The organism is Streptomyces sp. NPDC052109 (genome assembly GCF_040680195.1).
GTDB lineage: Bacteria > Actinomycetota > Actinomycetes > Streptomycetales > Streptomycetaceae > Streptomyces.
The window spans coordinates 282,373-300,616 of record NZ_JBFAWF010000004.1 but is presented as its reverse complement, the minus strand read 5'-3'; the positions used below and the strand labels follow the sequence as shown (position 1 = coordinate 300,616).

Annotated in this window: 12 protein-coding genes; 9 read left to right on the top strand and 3 right to left on the bottom strand. The window is 68.5% G+C overall.

The window, feature by feature from the left end; translation table 11 throughout:
• Positions 1–157: 157 nt before the first annotated feature.
• The gene (locus tag AB0L59_RS12325) at positions 158–3,964 is read right to left on the bottom strand and encodes a GH92 family glycosyl hydrolase (RefSeq protein WP_365582014.1); all 3,807 of its coding nucleotides are present in this window, start codon (positions 3,962–3,964) and stop codon (positions 158–160) included.
• Positions 3,965–4,316: 352 nt separating this feature from the next.
• On the opposite strand from AB0L59_RS12325, the gene ngcE reads away from it, so the two are divergent.
• The 9 genes from ngcE to AB0L59_RS12280 all read left to right on the top strand — a co-directional run bounded on the left by ngcE (position 4,317) and on the right by AB0L59_RS12280 (position 16,535).
• Positions 4,317–5,762, top strand: a complete 1,446-nt coding sequence (gene ngcE / locus AB0L59_RS12320) for an N-acetylglucosamine/diacetylchitobiose ABC transporter substrate-binding protein (protein WP_365582013.1) — start codon at positions 4,317–4,319, stop codon at positions 5,760–5,762.
• A 145-nt stretch (positions 5,763–5,907) separates the two neighbouring features.
• Positions 5,908–6,843, top strand: coding sequence for a sugar ABC transporter permease (locus tag AB0L59_RS12315; RefSeq protein ID WP_365582011.1), 936 nt, complete (start codon positions 5,908–5,910; stop codon positions 6,841–6,843).
• Positions 6,844–6,858: 15 nt separating this feature from the next.
• Complete coding sequence (locus AB0L59_RS12310; protein ID WP_365582009.1) at positions 6,859–7,779, top strand: carbohydrate ABC transporter permease; 921 nt, start codon at positions 6,859–6,861, stop codon at positions 7,777–7,779.
• 188 nt (positions 7,780–7,967) lie between these two features.
• Complete coding sequence (locus AB0L59_RS12305) at positions 7,968–9,167, top strand: ROK family transcriptional regulator (RefSeq protein ID WP_365582007.1); 1,200 nt, start codon at positions 7,968–7,970, stop codon at positions 9,165–9,167.
• A gap of 133 nt (positions 9,168–9,300) precedes the next feature.
• Positions 9,301–10,401, top strand: coding sequence for a substrate-binding domain-containing protein (locus tag AB0L59_RS12300; RefSeq protein ID WP_365582197.1), 1,101 nt, complete (start codon positions 9,301–9,303; stop codon positions 10,399–10,401).
• A 187-nt stretch (positions 10,402–10,588) separates the two neighbouring features.
• Positions 10,589–11,389: an ATP-binding cassette domain-containing protein gene (locus tag AB0L59_RS12295; protein WP_365582006.1), complete on the top strand. Its 801-nt coding sequence runs from the start codon at positions 10,589–10,591 to the stop codon at positions 11,387–11,389.
• Positions 11,386–12,696 (top strand): sugar ABC transporter permease, encoded by a 1,311-nt coding sequence (locus AB0L59_RS12290; protein ID WP_365582005.1) that lies wholly within the window; start codon positions 11,386–11,388, stop codon positions 12,694–12,696. The genes AB0L59_RS12295 and AB0L59_RS12290 overlap by 4 nt, the downstream gene beginning before the upstream one ends.
• Before the next feature lie 198 nt (positions 12,697–12,894).
• The gene (dxs, locus tag AB0L59_RS12285) at positions 12,895–14,859 is read left to right on the top strand and encodes a 1-deoxy-D-xylulose-5-phosphate synthase (RefSeq protein WP_365582004.1); all 1,965 of its coding nucleotides are present in this window, start codon (positions 12,895–12,897) and stop codon (positions 14,857–14,859) included.
• Between the two features lie 152 nt (positions 14,860–15,011).
• On the top strand, positions 15,012–16,535 hold the full coding sequence (locus AB0L59_RS12280; RefSeq protein WP_365582002.1) for an amino acid permease: 1,524 nt from the start codon (positions 15,012–15,014) through the stop codon (positions 16,533–16,535).
• A gap of 285 nt (positions 16,536–16,820) precedes the next feature.
• On the opposite strand, the gene AB0L59_RS12275 is transcribed toward AB0L59_RS12280, so the two are convergent.
• Together AB0L59_RS12275 and AB0L59_RS12270 are read right to left on the bottom strand one after the other, a co-directional pair.
• A complete protein-coding gene (locus AB0L59_RS12275; RefSeq protein ID WP_365582000.1) occupies positions 16,821–17,231 on the bottom strand; it encodes an NTP pyrophosphohydrolase in 411 nt (136 codons plus the stop codon).
• Positions 17,232–17,271: 40 nt separating this feature from the next.
• Positions 17,272–18,243, bottom strand: a complete 972-nt coding sequence (locus AB0L59_RS12270) for a hypothetical protein (protein WP_365581998.1) — start codon at positions 18,241–18,243, stop codon at positions 17,272–17,274.
• Position 18,244: the final 1 nt, after the last annotated feature.

The following is an 18,244-nucleotide window of genomic DNA, read 5'->3' as shown; positions in this document are numbered from 1 at the left end:
CAGCTTGCTGTCCGTGGGGCTTGTGGGACCGGTGATGCGTGCGCCGACCTCGGAAGGGGTTGGGCCAGGCCCGGCTCACCCGGCGGCCGCCCGGCCGACGGACCACATGAACAGGGGGGCGGACCCGCACGGGCCCGCCCCCCTTCTTCCGTCCGCGTCAGGCCAGCAGCTCCACCTCCGCCAGCGTCGACTCGCCGTCCAGGACCAGGCGGTACTTCGTGTACGTGCCCGGCGTGGCGATGGTGAACGCCCTGGTCTGGCGGTCCCAGGTGAACGTCTCGCCCGAGCGGTGGTCCAGGGTCTGCCAGGTGGTGCCGTCCGTGGAACCCTGGAGGGTCCAGCCGGTCGGCGCCCTGGTGTGGTCCGTCGACGAGGTCAGCGTGTACTGGACGGGCTTCACGGCCCCGGCCACCGGCAGGTCCACCGACGTGACCGTGGCGTCCGTGGCCGACGTGTTGTCGAACAGCGGGCCGTCCCCCTTCAGGACGTCGGACCGGGGCACCGGCACCTTGTCGTCCTGGGTGATGGAGACCGGGGCCGCGTCCTTGCCCGTCCCCCACGTCGACGGCTCGGCGCCCATGGTGAACTGCAGCACCCCGCCCCTGGACAGCAGCGAGTGGGGGAGCGAGGTGGAGTTCCAGGGGCGGCCGTTGAACGTCACGCCCTGGATGTAGACGTTCTTCGCGCTGTTCCTCGGCGCCTTCACCACCAGATCGCGGCCGTTCTCCAGGTGCACGGTGACCTTCTTGAACAGCGGGGAACCGATGGAGTACTCACCGCTGCCCATCACCAGCGGATAGAAGCCGAGCGCGGAGAAGAGGTACCAGCCCGACTGCTCGCCGTTGTCCTCGTCGCCGTGGTAGCCCTGCCCGATCTCGCTGCCGACATAGAGCCGGGACAGGATCTCGCGCACGGTCGCCTGCGTCTTCCAGGGTTCGCCGGCCGCGTCGTACATGTACGACACATGGTGCGCGACCTGGTTGGACTGCCCGAGCATGCCCATACGGACGTCCCGTGCCTCGGTCATCTCGTGGATGACGCCGCCGTAGGAGCCGACGAAGTCCGGCGAGGCGGTTTCCGGGGTGGAGAAGAAAGCGTCCAGCTTGTCGGCGAGGGCCTGCCGGCCCCCGTAGAGGTTGGCCAGGCCCCGGCTGTCCTGCGGGACGCTGAAGGCGTAACCCCAGCCGTTGGTCTCCGTGTAGTCGTACCCCCACACACGGGGGTCGTACTTCGAGGAGTCGACACGCCAGGCGCCCTGGGCGTCACGGCCCTGGAAGAAGCCTCCCGCCGCCTTGGGGTCGAACAGGTTCACATAGTCCCGGGCGCGGTTGAGGAAGTACTCGGACTCCTCCTCGTAGTGCTTCTCGCCCGTCTTCCTGTACAGGGCCTCGCCCATCTTCGCGATGCCGTAGTCGTTGACGTATCCCTCCATGGCCCAGGACAGGCCCTCGGAGGTGGCGGTACTGGTGTAGCCGAGGAACGGCGAGGTGCTCATGCCCTTGCGGCCCACGCCCGACACCGGCGGGACGACGGTCGCGTTCTTCAGGGCCGCCTCGTAGGCCGCCTTCGCGTCGAACTGCACGCCCTTGACGTAGGCGTCCGCGAACGCCACGTCCGAGGAGGTACCGGTCATCAGGTCGGCGTAACCGGGTGAGGACCAGCGGGAGGTCCAGCCGCCGTCCTTGTACTGCTGCACGAAGCCGTCCACCATCTCGCCCGCCTGAGAGGGCGTCAGGAAGGAGTACGCCGGCCACGTGGTCCGGTAGGTGTCCCAGAAACCGTTGTTGACGTACACCTTGCCGTCGACGATCTTCGCGCCGGTGTGGGTCGGGGTGTCCTGGCTCTGCATCGGGGAGAAGGGGGAGGCGTACTGGTCCTTGTCACCGACCTTCTCGAAGCCCGAGTTCGGGTACAGGTACAGCCGGTACATGCTGGAGTACAGCGTGGTGAGCTGGTCCGGGGTCGCCCCTTCCACCTCCACCTTGCCGAGCAGCCCGTCCCAGACCCGCTGCGCCCGCGCCTTCACCGTGTCGAAGGAGGTGCCGTCCGGGATCTCCTGGCGCAGATTGTCTTTCGCCTGGTCGATGCTGATCAGCGAGGTCGCGAGGCGCAGGGTGACGGTGTGGTCCGCACCCGCGTCGAAACGCAGGTAACCCTTCACCCCGCTCGATCCGCCGTCGGTCACCGGCTTGTCGAACGCGCCGTACACGAACAGCCGTGTGGCGCCCGTCGACAGGCCCGACTTCACGTCCGAGTAACCGGTGACGATCCCGTGCTCCTTGTCGAGGGTCAGCCCCGCCTGCTCGGTGACGTTGTCGAACAGCACGCTCGCGTCGTCGCCGGGGTAGGTGAAGCGCAGCACCGCCGCGTGGTCGGTGGGCGTCATCTCGGCCTTGAGGCCGTTTTCGAAGCGGACTCCGTAGTAGTAGGGCCGCGCGGTCTCGTTCTCGTGCCGGAACGGCAGTTCGCGAGCCTCGCGGCCGGTGTCCGGGGTGCCGGACGCGGCCGAGGGCATCACCTGGAACGTCTGCCGGTCACCCATCCACGGGCTCGGCTCGTGGCTCGCGCTGAACGCCTGGATCGTGGGCAGGTTGTCGTCGTTGTTCGCGCGTGCGTACTCGTACAGCCAGCTCAGCGAGGACGCGTTGGTCACCGGTGTCCAGAAGTTGAAACCGTGCGGAAGGGCCGTCGCCGGGAAGTTGTTGCCGCGCGAGAAACTGCCGCTGGAGTTGGTGCCGCGCGTGGTCAGCGCGTAGTCCGACAGATGCGCCTTCGGCCGCTCCGGCGCCACCTGCCGCAGCGCCACGTCGTCGATCCAGCCCCGGAACTTCGCCGGCCCGTCGGGGGAGTCGTAGCCCACCAGGATCCGGTCGACCGTCCTGCCGGCCGCCACCGAGCCGATCCGCGAGACCACGTTGTTCCACTGGTTGACGTACAGCGACTTCGACGCCCCCTGCCCGCGCGGCGACAGCGGGAACCCGTGCTGGTCCAGCGCGCCCAGGTCGCTCAGATACGTGCCGTCGGTGAAGGCCAGGTCGAGGGAGACGTTCGTGGCGTCGTAGTCCCGGTCGCCGTCGGCCATCTGCGGGAAGATCCGGTACGACAACTCGGTGTCGCCGCCGACCTTCACGTTCACGTCGAAGACCTTGTTGTACGAGTACGCCCGGCCGCCCGCCGTGTGCCGACCGGCATAGCGCAGCGCCCTCTTGCCGGTGAACCCGGCCCGCGCCTTGGCCGTCGGCGAGCCGGTCGGGCCCTTGTCGACCAGCGTCAGCATGTCCTGCGGCACCGGCCCGCCCCCGCCGCCGGTGGAGAACTGCACATCGGCGAGCTGAAGGATGTCCCCGCCGTTGTTCTTCGTGACCTCCAGCCGGAAGTGCTGGTACTCGGCCGGCTGGGCCAGGTCGTACGACTTGGTCTGGAAGCGCTCGGAGAAGCTCTCGCCCGCGCGGGTGTCGACGGTCTTCCAGTCCTTGCCGTCGGTGGAGCCGAGCAGCGTCCAGTCCCTCGGGTCGCGCTCGTCGTAGTCGTTGGCCGAGGTGAGCGCGTACGTCTCCAGCTTGACGGGCTTGTCGAGGTCGAACTCGACCCAGCCGGTGGGCTCGAAGGTCAGCCACTTGGTGCCGGGTTCGCCGTCGACCAGGTTCTCCTTCACCTCGCCGGCGCCCGTGTTCTCGCCGCTCGCCCGGACATCGGTGACGTGGTCGGTCACGTTGCCCGGGATGCCGGTGCTGTAGCCGCCGTCGACACCCGAGGCGCGCTTGCCGCCGTCCGGCCCGGTGTCGACGGTGTTCAGCCAGTCCGGTGCCGGATCCCCCGTCTCGAACGAGGATGCGAACTCCCGGTCGGCGGCCGGAGCCTTGGCGGGCAGGGCGACCGCCGCGCCCTGTGCGCCGGCGGCCATGACAAAGGCGGCCGTGAGGACGACCGCCGGACCCCATCTGTGCCGCGTTCTCCGCTGCATCTACGGATTTCCCCTCCTGCGACCGCTCTGGACAACGTTGTCAACTTCGGTGCGCAGGAACCAGTAGGGCGTCAAGTGGCCCGTGATGTCAAGGGTGTTGGGTGTGGCATTCAGGCACTTATGTCGAGAGTTTTTCGCACAGGGCAGACATCGGGGGCTCACATTTCCTCGAGGTCTCAACTCGGAAAAGACCCATCGCGAACCATGTATTCGATCTTGCTCCGCTGACCGGAACTGGACTATACCTGTCGGCACTTCCAGCATGACCCTGCACAACCCAGCACTACCCGACCGCGGTGCCGGGGAGGATCCGGTTCACCGCCTGAGTCCTGAAGAAGGCGAGGACTTGAGGATGGGATCCACTGCGCACCACGGTGGCGAAGGCGTCGGCCGCCGCGATCTGATCAAGCGTTCGGCCGCCCTCGGCCTGGTGGCGGCCCCCGGAATGGGCCTGCTGTCCGCCTGTGCCAGCGGCGGCGGAGGCGGCGGCAACTCGGACGAGGGCAACACCAAGGGAAAGGCGTCCAAGGACAACCCCTTCGGCGCGAAGAGCGGCAGCAAACTTGACGTCGTCGTCTTCAAGGGCGGATACGGCGACGACTACGCCAAGGCGTGGGAAGCCGACTTCAGCAAGAAGCTAGGCATCACCTCGACCCACACCGGCACCCAGGAGATCACCGGCAAGCTGCAGCCGCGCTTCAACGCCGGCAACCCGCCGGACATCGTGGACGACTCCGGCGCCCAGCAGATCAAGATCGACGTCCTCTACAAGAACGACTCCCTGCTCGACCTCTCCGAGGTCCTCGACACGCCGTCGGTCGACGACCCGAGCAAGAAGGTCCGCGACACCCTGATCCCCGGCACCCTCGACCCGGGTATCCAGGAGGGCAAGGTCGTCGCCCTCAACTACATCTACACGGTGTGGGGCCTGTGGTACTCCGGCAAGCTCTTCAAGCAGAAGGGCTGGACGCCGCCGAAGACCTGGGACGACTTCCTCGCCATCTGCCAGGACGCCAAGAAGCAGGGCATCGGCGGCCTCGCGCACCAGGGCAAGTACCCGTACTACATCAACGTCGCCATCATGGACCTCATCGCCAAGAAGGGCGGCATCGACGCCGTCAAGGCGATCGACAACCTGGACCCGAAGGCGTTCGTCGGCTCCGACGCGGCCCAGGCGGGCATCGAGGCGATCTACGAGGTCGTGGAGAAGGGCCTGTTGATGCCCGGCACCAACGGCCTGACCCACACCGAGTCGCAGACCCGCTGGAACCAGTACAAGGCCGCGTTCATCACCTGCGGCTCCTGGCTGGAGAACGAGCAGCTGAAGCAGACGCCGACCGACTTCGACATGAAGTTCCTGCCGATGCCGGTGCTGCCCGGCGGCAAGATGCCGTTCGAGGCGATCCGGGCCGGCTCCGGCGAGCCCTTCATCATCCCGGCGAAGGCGGCGAACCTGCCCGGCGCCAAGGAGTTCATGCGGCGCATGCTGTCCAAGGACTGGTCGACGCTGTTCGCCAAGGAGGCGAACTCGCTGACCATCCTGAAGGACGGTGTCGACCCGAGCGTGCAGTTGCGGCCCGGCACGCAGTCCACGGTGGAGGCCTCCAAGGCGGCCGGTTCCAACACCTTCCGGTACCTGTATCCCGACTGGTACAGCGAGATGGACACGGCGATTCAGAACGCGTCCAATGAGCTGATGGCGAAGCGGATCCAGCCGAAGGAGTGGCTGAAGCGGTGTCAGGCCGCCGTCGACAAGCAGGCCAAGGACCCGGCGTCGAAGAAGAACCGGCACGAGTAGATTCGCCTCGGCGCCGTAGGGGCGCGGGTGTGATTGCGGGTGCGGTCCGTTGTGGCTCGTCGCGCCCGCGCGGCGGAAGCCGCATAGTGATCTCGCCCGCGTCCCTTTCGGGGCGTTGATGCTGACCGGAATTTCGGGGGCAGGTATGCGCAGAGGGCAGTACCGGTTCGTCGCGGGGTTTCTCTTCGTTCCCGTGGCGCTTTATCTGATCTTCGTGATCTGGCCGTACGTCCAGACGTTCGGCTATTCACTGACGGACTGGAAGGGGCAGTCGCAGACCTTCAGCTTCGTCGGCCTGGACAATTACAAGGCGCTGTTCCAGGACGATGTGTTCCTGGAGGCGATCTGGCACAATATCCTGTTCCTGATCTTCATCCCGGTGATCACGATTCTGCTCGCCCTGTTCTTCGCCTTCATGCTGAACGCGGGCGGGCGCGGCAGGGCCGGCGGGGTGCAGGGTGTCGCCGGATCCTCGTTCTACAAAATCGTCTACTTCTTCCCCCAGGTGCTGTCGCTGGCGATTCTCGCCGTGCTGTTCAACGCGGTGTACCGCAGCGACGGCGGCGGCCTGCTCAACGGCGTGCTGATCAAGATCGGTCTGGTCGACGCCGACAACCCGGTGGAATGGCTGAACGAGCCGAGCCTGGTCCTGGGCGCCCTGATGGTGGCCGTGATCTGGCAGGGTGTCGGCTTCTATCTGGTGCTGTTCTCGGCCGCCATGCAGTCCATCCCGCGGGACATATACGAGGCGGCCCTGATCGACGGGGCGAGCCGCAACCAGTCCTTCTTCCGCATCACCCTGCCGCTGCTGTGGGACACCGTGCAGACCGCCTGGGTCTACCTCGGCATTGTCGCCATGGACATGTTCGTACTGGTGTCGTCCATGACCCAGAACATGGGTGCGTACGGCGGCGGTCCCGACCATCACAGCGATGTGATGTCGACCGTGATGATGCGCAACTTCCTCTACTACGGGAAGAGCGGTTACGCCTGCGCCATGGGCGTGGTCATGCTGCTGCTCACCCTGGTCCTGTCCGTCGTCACGCTGCGCGCCACCCGCCGCGAGCGCATCGAGTTCTGAGCGGGAGTAACGACGATGAGTGCACTCAAGGAGACCGCCCCCGCTCCGGCCGAGGGTCCCGTGGCCAAGGCGCCCGCCCGTCCCGGCGACCGGCGCGGCGAGGGTGTGGTCCTGAACGTCTTCTCGCACGGCTTCCTCGCCGTGTGGGCCCTGCTGATCGTGCTGCCCCTGCTGTGGCTGGTGCTCAGCTCCTTCAAGACCGACGCCCAGATCGGCGGCTCCGCCTTCGGCTGGCCGCACGACTGGTCGTTCGGCGTCTTCCGGCGGGCCTGGAACAAGGGCATCGGGGACTATTTCCTGAACACCGTGATCGTCCTGGTGTTCTCGGTGCCGCTGACCATGCTCTTCGGATCGATGGCCGCCTACGTCCTGGCCCGGTACCGCTTCTGGGGCAACCGGCTGCTGTACTACTTCTTCGTCGCCGGTGCCATGTTCCCGGTGTTCCTGGCCCTCGTGCCGCTGTTCTTCATGGTCAAGCGGCTGGACATGCTGAACACCTACCAGGGCCTGATCCTGGTCTACATCGCCTACTCGATGCCGTTCACGGTCTTCTTCATGCACGCCTTCTTCCGGACCCTGCCCACGGCGGTCTTCGAGGCGGCGGTCCTGGACGGCGCCTCGCACACCCGGACCTTCTTCCAGGTGATGCTGCCGATGGCCAGGCCCGGCCTGATCAGCGTCGGGATCTTCAACACTTTGGGCCAGTGGAACCAGTTCATCCTGCCCACGGTGCTCATGCAGCCGCAGAGCGGCTCCGACCCCGAGCGCTACGTCCTCACCCAGGGGCTGATCCAGCTGCAACAGCAGCAGGGGTACGCCTCCGACCTGCCGGTTCTGTTCGCGGGTGTGACCATCGCGATGATCCCGATGCTGGTCGTCTACCTGTCCTTCCAGCGCCAGGTGCAGGCGGGTCTGACCTCGGCCACCCTGAAGTAGCCGAACGCTCCGCGACCGTCCGAGTGCACGCCGTCCCCACCTCCGGGGACGGCGTGCGCCGCTGTGTCCGCCCACCCGGAAACGGTTCAACCTCTTGACGTAAGTGACCCCGAACGGCTCAGCTTAGAGTTCACTAGTTGGACATACGCGGGGCCTCGCCGAAGCGGCCTCGCGCTCAGGAGGTCGTCGTGGAGACTCCAGGGTCGCAGTCGTCGCTGCACCGAGCCAACCTGGAGCGGGTCGTACGTGCCGTGCGCTTGGCCGGGTCCCTCACGCAGGCGGAGATCGCGCGGACGACCGGTCTGTCCGCCGCGACCGTCTCCAACATCGTGCGGGAGCTGAAGGACGGCGGAACCGTCGAGGTCACGCCCACGTCGGCGGGCGGGCGGCGGGCCCGCAGCGTCAGTCTGAGCGGGGACGCCGGCATTGTGATCGGGGTCGACTTCGGGCACACCCATCTGCGCGTCGCGATCGGGAACCTCGCCCATCAGGTACTGGCCGAGGAAGCCGAGCCGCTGGACGTCGACGCCTCCGCCGCGCAGGGCTTCGACCGGGCGGAAGAGCTGGTCAGCCGCCTGATCGCGGCGACGGGGGTGAACCGCTCCAAGGTGGCCGGCGTGGGTCTCGGCGTGCCGGGCCCCATCGACGTGGAGTCGGGGACCCTGGGATCCACCGCGATCCTGCCCGGCTGGACCGGCGCCAAGCCCGCCGAGGAGCTGCGCGACCGGCTCGGCGTGCCCGTGCACGTGGACAACGACGCCAACCTCGGCGCCCTCGGCGAGCTGGTCTGGGGCAGCGGGAAGGGTGTCCGGGATCTCGCGTACATCAAGGTCGCGAGCGGTGTCGGCGCCGGTCTGGTGATCGACGGGAAGATCTATCGCGGCCCGGGCGGCACTGCCGGAGAAATAGGGCATATTACACTCGATGAATCCGGTCCGGTCTGCCGTTGCGGAAACCGCGGCTGCCTGGAGACCTTCGCGGCCGCGCGCTATGTGCTCCCGCTGCTCCAGCCCAGCCACGGCCCCGACCTGACGATGGAAGGCGTCGTACGGCTGGCCAGGGACGGAGACCCGGGCTGTCGTCGGGTGATCGCCGACGTCGGCCGTCACATCGGCAGCGGGGTGGCCAACCTGTGCAATCTGCTGAACCCGAGCCGGGTGGTCCTCGGCGGTGATCTCGCCGAGGCCGGTGAGCTGGTGCTCGGGCCGATCAGGGAGTCCGTCGGCCGCTACGCCATTCCCAGCGCGGCGCGCCAACTGTCCGTTCTCCCGGGGGCACTTGGTGGCCGTGCGGAGGTGCTCGGGGCGCTCGCCCTGGCCCTCAGCGAGATGGGCGATTCGACCCTTTTGGACGGGACGTTGCCCGTGGCGGCCCCTGCCTTCACTTAGAGAACGGATGGCACCGTTGCCATCTCGTTAAGGATTTACTTCTTGACGTCGCACGTGTGGCCGAGTTGACTTCCAGCCACCTCGGCCGCAACGACGCGGCCTCGTCAGGGAGGTTTCTGAAGTGAACGCACGTATGCGTCGTGCCGCCGTTGCTATTGCTGCTGGGGCGATGGCGGTCTCGCTGGCCGCCTGTGGTAGTGCCAAGGACTCGAAGGGCGGCAGCTCTTCCTCCTCGTCGCCGAAGAAGGGCGACAACATCAAGGTCGGTCTCCTGCTTCCGGAGAACAAGACCGCGCGTTACGAGAAGTTCGACAAGCCGCTGATCGAGAAGAAGATCCAGGAGCTGACGAACAACAAGGCGACGTTCCAGTACAACAACGCCCACCAGGACGCGAACCTGCAGGCCCAGCAGGTCGACACCATGATCACCAACAAGGTGGACGTCCTGATCGTGGACGCGGTGGACGCCAAGGCCATCCAGAACTCCGTGCAGAAGGCCGTGGATGCCGGCATCAAGGTCGTCGCCTACGACCGCCTGGCCGAGGGCCCGATCAGCGCCTACACCTCCTTCGACAACGAGAAGGTCGGCGAGACCCAGGGCCAGGCCCTGCTGACGGCGCTGGGCAGCAAGGCCACCAAGTCCTCCAAGATCGTCATGGTCAACGGCTCGGTCACCGACCCGAACGCCGCCCAGTTCAAGGCCGGCGCCCACAAGATCCTCGACGGCAAGGTGACCATCGCCAAGGAGTACGACACCAAGGAGTGGTCGCCGGACAATGCCAACTCCGAGATGGAGGCGGCGATCTCCGCGGTCGGCAAGGACAAGATCGCGGGTGTCTACTCCGCCAACGACGGCATGGCCGGCGGTATCATCACCGCCCTCAGCGCCGCGGGCATCAAGGTCCCGGTCACCGGCCAGGACGCCGAGCTGGCCGGTGTGCAGCGCATCGTCGCCGGTACCCAGTACATGAGCGTCTACAAGCCGTACGCCCCCGAGGCCGACGCCGCCGCCGAGATGGCCGTCGCGCTCGCCCAGGGCAAGCCGCTGGACTCCATCGCCAAGGACAAGGTCTCCAGCAACTCCCAGAAGGACGTCCCGTCGGTGCTCGTCCCGGTCACCGCGCTGACCAAGGACAACATCAAGGACACCGTCATCAAGGACGGCGTCTACACCGTCGCCGACATCTGCACCGCCGACTACAAGGCGGCCTGCGCCAAGCTCGGCCTGAAGTAAGCAGCGTCAAGTCCCTTCCCGGAAGCGGGCGTTCGTCCTTGAATGCCCGTAGGGAAGCCGACTGACTGCTCCCGGCTCCTCCGGCGTCCCGCGACTCACACAGCCCCGCAAGCTCGGCGCGGGGCGCCGGACGGAACACCCCCCAATCTTTCTGCACAACCTCCCGCCGGGTCAGGCGGCGAAGGAGATGGTTCACGTGTCCGCTACGCCCGTGCTGGCGTTGCGCGGGGTCTCCAAGCGGTTCGGTGCCGTTCAGGCGCTCACCGACGTAGAGCTTGAGGTCCACGCCGGTGAGGTGGTCGCCCTGGTGGGCGACAACGGCGCCGGAAAGTCCACGCTGGTCAAGACGATCGCCGGCGTGCACCCGATCGACGAGGGTGTCATCGAGTGGGACGGCAAGCCCGTCGCCATCAGCAGGCCCCACGACGCCCAGGCACTGGGCATCGCGACGGTCTACCAGGACCTCGCGCTGTGCGACAACATCGATGTCGTCGGCAACCTGTTCCTCGGCCGTGAGCTGAGGAAGTGGGGCGTCCTGGACGAGGTCGAGATGGAGCGCCGCTCCCGCGAGCTGCTCACCACGCTGTCGATCCGCATCCCCAGCGTCCGTATCCCGATCGCCTCGCTCTCCGGCGGTCAGCGCCAGACGGTGGCCATCGCCCGCTCCATGCTCGGCGAGCCCAAGCTGGTGATCCTCGACGAGCCCACCGCCGCCCTCGGCGTCGAGCAGACCGCCCAGGTCCTCGACCTCGTGGAGCGTCTGCGCGAGCGCGGCCACGCCGTCATCCTCATCAGCCACAACATGGCGGACGTGAAGGCGGTGGCCGACAAGGTCGCCGTACTGCGCCTCGGCCGCAACAACGGCGTCTTCGAGGTCAAGACGACCTCGCAGGAGGAGATCATCTCCGCCATCACCGGCGCCACCGACAACGCAGTGACCCGCCGTGCGGCCCGCACCTCCGGCGTGAACGGGGAGGTTTCCAAGTGAGCATCGACAAGACCTCCGCCAACGTCGACGAGACGCCGTCGCAGGACGACCCCGTCGTCGAGAACCCCGAGGCCGCGGCCGCCGCGGTCACCGCGGTCGACCCGCGCCTGCTGGTCCAGGAAGAGGGCCTGCTCGGCTACTGGCACGAGTTCAAGCGCAAGATGAAGGCCGGTGAGCTCGGCTCCCTCCCGGTCATCGTCGGCCTCGCGATCATCTGCGTCATCTTCCAGTTGCTGAACTCGGAGTTCCTCTCCGCGCAGAACCTCAGCGACATCACGGTCACGATGGTCGGCACGGGCATGATCTCGGTCGGCATCGTCTTCGTGCTGCTGCTCGGTGAGATCGACCTGTCGGTCGGCTCCGTCAGCGGCGCGGCCAGTGCCCTGGCGGCCGTCCTCGCGGTCAACCAGGGCTGGCCCGAGTGGGCGGCCGTGCTGATCGCCATCGCCGCCGGCATCGCCATCGGCGCGCTGCACGGCTTCTTCTTCGCGGTGCTCGGCGCCCCCGCCTTCGCCGTCACGCTGGCCGGCCTGTTGTTCTGGCTGGGCTTCATGCTGAAGGTGCTGGGCTCGGACGGCACGATCAACCTCGACTCGAACGGCCTGGTCGGCAAGCTGACCACGTACTTCTTCTCCGACGTGGCCGCCGCCTACGGGCTCGCCGTGGTCGTGGTGGCCGTGTTCTTCCTCACCTCCTTCCTCGGCAACCGGCGCCGGGAGGCCGTGGGCGTCCCGTTCCGCCCGCTCAGCGACACGATCCTGCGGACCGTGCTGCTGGCCGTGATCTCCTTCGCCGCGGCCTACATGTACAACCAGTACAAGGGCCTGCCGCTGGCCACGGTGATCTTCCTCGCCTTCCTGGTCGGCACCGACTTCGTGCTGCGTCGCACGGCCTACGGCCGCAAGATCTTCGCGCTCGGTGGCAGCGTCGAGGCGTCCCGCCGTGCGGGTATCAACGTCACCGCGGTGCGGATCTCCGTGTTCGCCATCTCCGGCGGTTTCGCCGCGATCGGTGGTCTGTTCCTGGCCTCGAAGATCGCCTCGGCCAACCAGAGCGCCGGTACCGGTGACCTGCTGATGAACGCGATCGCCGCGGCGGTGATCGGTGGCACGTCGCTCTTCGGTGGCCGCGGCCGCACCTGGAACGCGCTGCTCGGTGTGCTGGTGATCGTCTCGATCCAGTACGGTCTGCAGCTGGAGTCCATCGCGGAGCCGGTGAAGTACATGATCACCGCGGCTGTGCTGCTGACCACGGTGGTGATCGACTCCATCACCCGTAAGACGCAGAAGACGGCCGGCCGCGCGTAACAGCGCTGTGTCGTCGTAGGGGCGTGGGCGTCCCGCGTGTGCCGGTCCCCCGAGACCGGCCGCGCGGTTCCCCGCGCCCCTTTCCGCTCTGCCCGGCGCATCGAACGTGCCGGGCGCTGTCGTGTGTCGTAAAGCCGGAACATTAGACTCGGGCGAGCCCGGCGAAAGCTAGATCAGCTCTACTGCAAGGAGGCACGGGTGCCGCTGCTGACCCGCATCAGGGGACCGCGCGATCTGGACCGGCTCAGCCAGGAGGAGCTGGACCAGCTGGCAGAGGAGATCCGGACCTTCCTCGTCGACGCCGTCTCCAAGACCGGCGGCCACCTCGGCCCCAACCTGGGCGTGGTCGAGCTCACCATCGCTCTCCACCGCGTCTTCGACTCCCCGAAGGACAAGGTGCTGTGGGACACCGGCCACCAGTCCTACGTGCACAAGCTGCTCACCGGCCGGCAGGACTTCTCCAAGCTGAAGATGAAGGGCGGGCTGTCCGGCTATCCCTCGCAGGCCGAGTCCGAGCACGACGTCATCGAGAACAGCCACGCCTCCACGGTGCTCGGCTGGGCCGACGGCATCGCCAAGGCCAACCAGCTCAAGAAGCGCGACAGCCATGTCGTCGCCGTCATCGGTGACGGCGCGCTCACCGGCGGTATGGCCTGGGAGGCGCTGAACAACATCGCCGACGCCAAGGACCGCCCGCTGGTCATCGTCGTCAACGACAACGAGCGGTCGTACGCGCCGACCATCGGCGGCCTCGCCAACCACCTGGCCACGCTCCGCACGACCGACGGGTACGAGCGGTTCCTCGCCCGCGGGAAGGACATCCTGGAGCGCACCCCCGTCGTCGGCAGGCCGCTGTACGAGACCCTGCACGGCGCCAAGAAGGGGCTGAAGGACTTCATCGCCCCGCAGGGCATGTTCGAGGACCTGGGCCTGAAGTACGTCGGCCCGATCGACGGCCACGACATCGAGGCGCTGGAGTCGGCGCTGGCCCGGGCCAAACGGTTCGGCGGCCCGGTGATCGTGCACTGCCTCACCGAGAAGGGCCGCGGCTACCAGCCCGCCCTGCAGGACGAGGCCGACCGCTTCCACGCCGTCGGCAAGATCCACCCGGACACCGGCCTGCCGATCGCCACCTCGGGCGCCGACTGGACCTCCGTCTTCGGGGACGAGATGGTCAAGCTCGGCGACGAGCGCGAGGACATCGTCGCCATCACGGCGGCCATGCTCCAGCCCGTCGGCCTGGACAGGTTCGCCAAGCGGTTCCCCGAGCGGGTGTACGACGTCGGCATCGCCGAGCAGCACGCCGCCGTCTCCGCCGCGGGCCTCGCGCACGGCGGGCTGCACCCCGTCTTCGCCGTGTACGCCACCTTCCTCAACCGTGCCTTCGACCAGGTCCTCATGGACGTGGCCCTGCACAAGTGCGGGGTGACCTTCGTGCTGGACCGGGCCGGCGTCACCGGCACCGACGGCGCCTCGCACAACGGCATGTGGGACATGTCGATCCTGCAGGTCGTGCCGGGCCTCAGGCTGGCCGCGCCGCGCGACGCCGAGCAGGTGCGGGCCCAGCTGCGCGAGGCCGTCGCCGTCGACGACGCGCCGACCGTGGTCCGCTTCTCCAAGGGTGCCGTCGGCCCCGCCGTACCGGCCGTGGGCCGCGTCGGCGGCATGGACGTGCTGCGCGAGCCCGGCACCGACGAGCCGGACGTCCTGCTGGTCTCGGTGGGCGCGCTCGCCCCGATGTGCCTGGAGATCGCCGCCCTGCTCGACAAGCAGGGGATCTCCACCACCGTCGTCGACCCGCGCTGGGTCAAGCCCGTCGACGAGGCCATGGCCCCGCTGGCCGAGCGGCACCGGGTCGTCGTCACCGTCGAGGACAACAGCCGTGTCGGCGGTGTGGGCTCCGCGATCGCCCAGGCCCTGCGCGACGCGGGCGTGGACGTGCCGCTGCGCGACTTCGGCATCCCGCCGCGCTTCCTCGACCACGCCTCGCGCGGCGAGGTCCTCGCCGAGATCGGCCTGACCGCCCCGGACATCGCCCGCCAGGTCACCGGGCTCGTCGCCAAGCTGGACGGCCTCCCGCACTCCCGGCTTCGCTCGAGCGGGGGGACCTCCCTGGACCGTACGGCCGCCGAGGTGGACTCGGTGGAGCCCGCGCGCGACTGACGCGGCACGCGCCCCACGGGCCGGTTCCGCCACTCCTTGCGGTGGCGGAACCGGCCCGTCTGCGTGAACCTGCCTGTGCCGGGGCATACGCATCCCGACCCTCTCGATCATGACGGGCCACGGCGAGGCCCCCAAGCGTGGGAGGTAGGTACGTGAGCAGCGCGCTGTTCAGGACGAAGAACGTCGAGCAGTCCATCCAGGACACCGAGGAACCCGAGCATTCACTGAGGAAATCCCTTTCCGCGCTCGACCTCACCGTCTTCGGCGTCGGCGTCATCATCGGCACCGGCATCTTCGTCCTCACCGGACAGGTCGCCAAGAACAACGCCGGCCCGGCGGTGTCCCTGGCATTCGTGGTGGCCGGCGTGGTCTGCGCGCTCGCCGCCCTCTGCTACGCCGAGTTCGCGTCCACGGTCCCCGTGGCGGGCTCGGCGTACACGTTCAGCTACGCCTCCCTGGGCGAGCTGCCCGCCTGGATCATCGGCTGGGACCTGGTCCTGGAGTTCGCGCTGGGCACGGCGGTGGTGGCGGTCGGCTGGTCCGGTTACATCCGCTCGCTGCTCGACAACGCCGGCTGGCATCTGCCGGACTATCTGGCCGGCCGGGACACCGCCTCGGGCTTCGGCTTCGACATCCTCGCCGCCGCCCTGGTGCTGGTGCTCACCGGCATCCTCGTCCTCGGCATGAAGCTGTCGGCCCGGATCACCTCGCTCGTCGTCGCCATCAAGGTGATCGTCGTCCTGATCGTGATCATCGCCGGTGCCTTCTTCATCAGGTCAGCCAACTACTCGCCGTTCATCCCGCCCTCCCGGCCGGCGACGGCCGCCGGCAATCTCAAGGCCCCGCTGATCCAGCTGATGTTCGGCTGGGCGCCGGCCAACTTCGGTGTGATGGGCATCTTCACGGCCGCCTCGGTGGTGTTCTTCGCGTTCATCGGTTTCGACATCGTCGCCACGGCCGCCGAGGAGACCCGCAACCCGCAGCGGGACATGCCGCGCGGCATCCTCGGCTCCCTGGTCATCTGCACCGTGCTCTACGTCGCCGTCTCCCTCGTCGTCGTCGGCATGGAGAAGTACTCCCGGCTGTCCGTGGAGGCCCCGCTCGCCGACGCCTTCAAGGCCATCGGGCATCCCTGGTACGCGGGCGTGATCAGCTTCGGCGCCGCCGTCGGCCTGACCACCGTGTGCATGATCCTGCTGCTCGGCCAGACCCGGGTGTTCTTCGCGATGAGCCGCGACGGACTGCTGCCGCGCTTCTTCTCCCGTGTCCACCCGCGCTTCAGGACCCCGCACCGGCCGACCGTCCTGCTCGGCGCCGTCATCGCGATCGTCGCCGGTTTCACCAGCCTGAGCGAGCTGGCCGAACTGGTGAACATCGGCACCCTCTTCGCGTTCGTCGTCGTCGCGATCAGCGTGATCATCCTGCGCCGGACCCGCCCGGACCTGCCGCGCGCCTTCCGCACCCCGTTCGTCCCGGTCCTCCCGATCCTGTCGGTGTGCGCCTCGCTGTGGCTGATGGTCAACCTGCCGGCCGAGACCTGGCTGCGGTTCGCCATCTGGATGGTGATCGGTTTCGCCGTCTACTTCTTCTACGGCCGCACACACAGCCAGCTGGCGGTGGGCGCGCGGGCCGCCGCGGGGGAGGCCCCGCGACCGCCCGCCGGGAACGCTCCGTAACCGTCTTCACCGGCGGTTTCCGTTTGCCCGCCCCGCATGTCCCGCTTCGACGGGGACAGCGGGGCCGCACGGTGTGCTTCCCATGTCCGCCGCCCCTCGCCGCCCACACGAACCGTGGGCACGAAAGTGCCGCCCGGACGGCCTCTGGGCGCGGCTGCCTGCCCCAGGGGCCGCTGCACGACACCGCGGTGGGCGGCAGGCCGCCGCTGCCGCCCCGGTGGTGCGTGGCCGCGCCCCCCGGTGCGGCTCCGGCTCCCCGGCCCGGCTGCGGGGGCGGTGCGTGGTTCAGCTCAGCACCGTGCGGGGGCCGGTCACCTGTGCCCCGTGTTCCTGGACCCGGCGCCGCAGTTCGCGGTCGGCCGTGACGACCAGGCAGGGACGGTCGCCGGCCGCCGCCGCGAGGTCCACGATCCGGTCGTCCCCGCTGCCCGGCGCCTCCTCGACGCGCACCCCGGGCACCGAGTCCACGCCCCGGGCCGCGCCCTCCACCACCAGGACCAGCTCCAGCGGGCCGGGCAGACCGGCCACGCCGGACGCCGCCAAGGGCACCAGCCGGTCGCGCAGGCGTTCTGCGGCACCGCGGCGGTCGCGCCACCAGCCGTCCGGCACCGACCCGACGACGTTCGCGCCGTCGACGATGAGCAGGGGGAGGGGCTCGGCGGCGGCGAAGTCCGTCGTGCCTGGCGTATCCGTCATGTCCCGTAATGGCCCTGATGTGTCGGGTGTTTGGGGGAACTCAGTCTGCCACGGGTTTCCCCGCCCATCGGTCGGCGATCCCGGCGATCGCGGCGGCCGCTCGCTCGGCGGGGCGCCCGCCTGCGCGCACCCCGGGCGAGAACTCGACGTGCAGGAACGGCACATGGTCGGCGTCGGCCTCCCGGCCCTGCACGTTCGTCCGGCCCTCCAGCGGGCAGGACCGCACCCAGGCCCGGCACACCCGGAAGCCGTGGTCGCGCAGGGCGTCGGCGAGCTCGCGGCCCTCCGGACGGGCCGCCGTACCGGCCCCGGTGGAGGCGACGACGTCGTAGCCGGGTACGGCGGAAGCCGCGAAGCCGTGCAGCTGGATCCCGGGCATCCCGCGGCGGGCCAGCTCGGCGCAGATGGCGTGGAAAACGGTGTCCCGGCGGTGCGCCACATCCGCGGAATTACCAGGTCCGGATTTGCGATGTGCGCCTGCGATCACCAGGATCCCGCCGGGGGAGCCGCGCAGCACGCGTACGCCCAGCTGTTCGGTGCCCAGGTCGAAGCCGGGGTGCGGAACCTGGACCGACCAGCTCGGGCGGTGGTCCAGATCGAGATAGACCCGGCCCCAGCCGCGCGGTGACACGGCGGAGTCCGTGCGGTCGGCCACCTCGGTGAAGCGGTGGCCGGAGGGCCGGTCGACGACCGTGCGCACGGTGAAGTCCCGTTGCGAAAGACGCTGTTCCGCTTGTTTGCGGTGACCGTCGAGCAACAGGCCGATGGCCGCGGCGATGTCCTCGCGGTCGGGCCGGCCGGGCGGCAGATAGCCCCGGTCGGGCCCGAAGCGGCTCGTGTACTGCGCCACCTCGTGCGCCAGGTCGATCTGCCCGGCTCCCGACGGGGCGGGCCGCCCGGCCCTGTCTCCCTGGCCGTCCGAGGGCCGGAGCAGGGCGACGAGACCGCCGGTGAGGGCGGCGAGCAGCAGAAGTGTTGCGATCGTTATGGCGCGTGAGCGATGTGCTCTCATG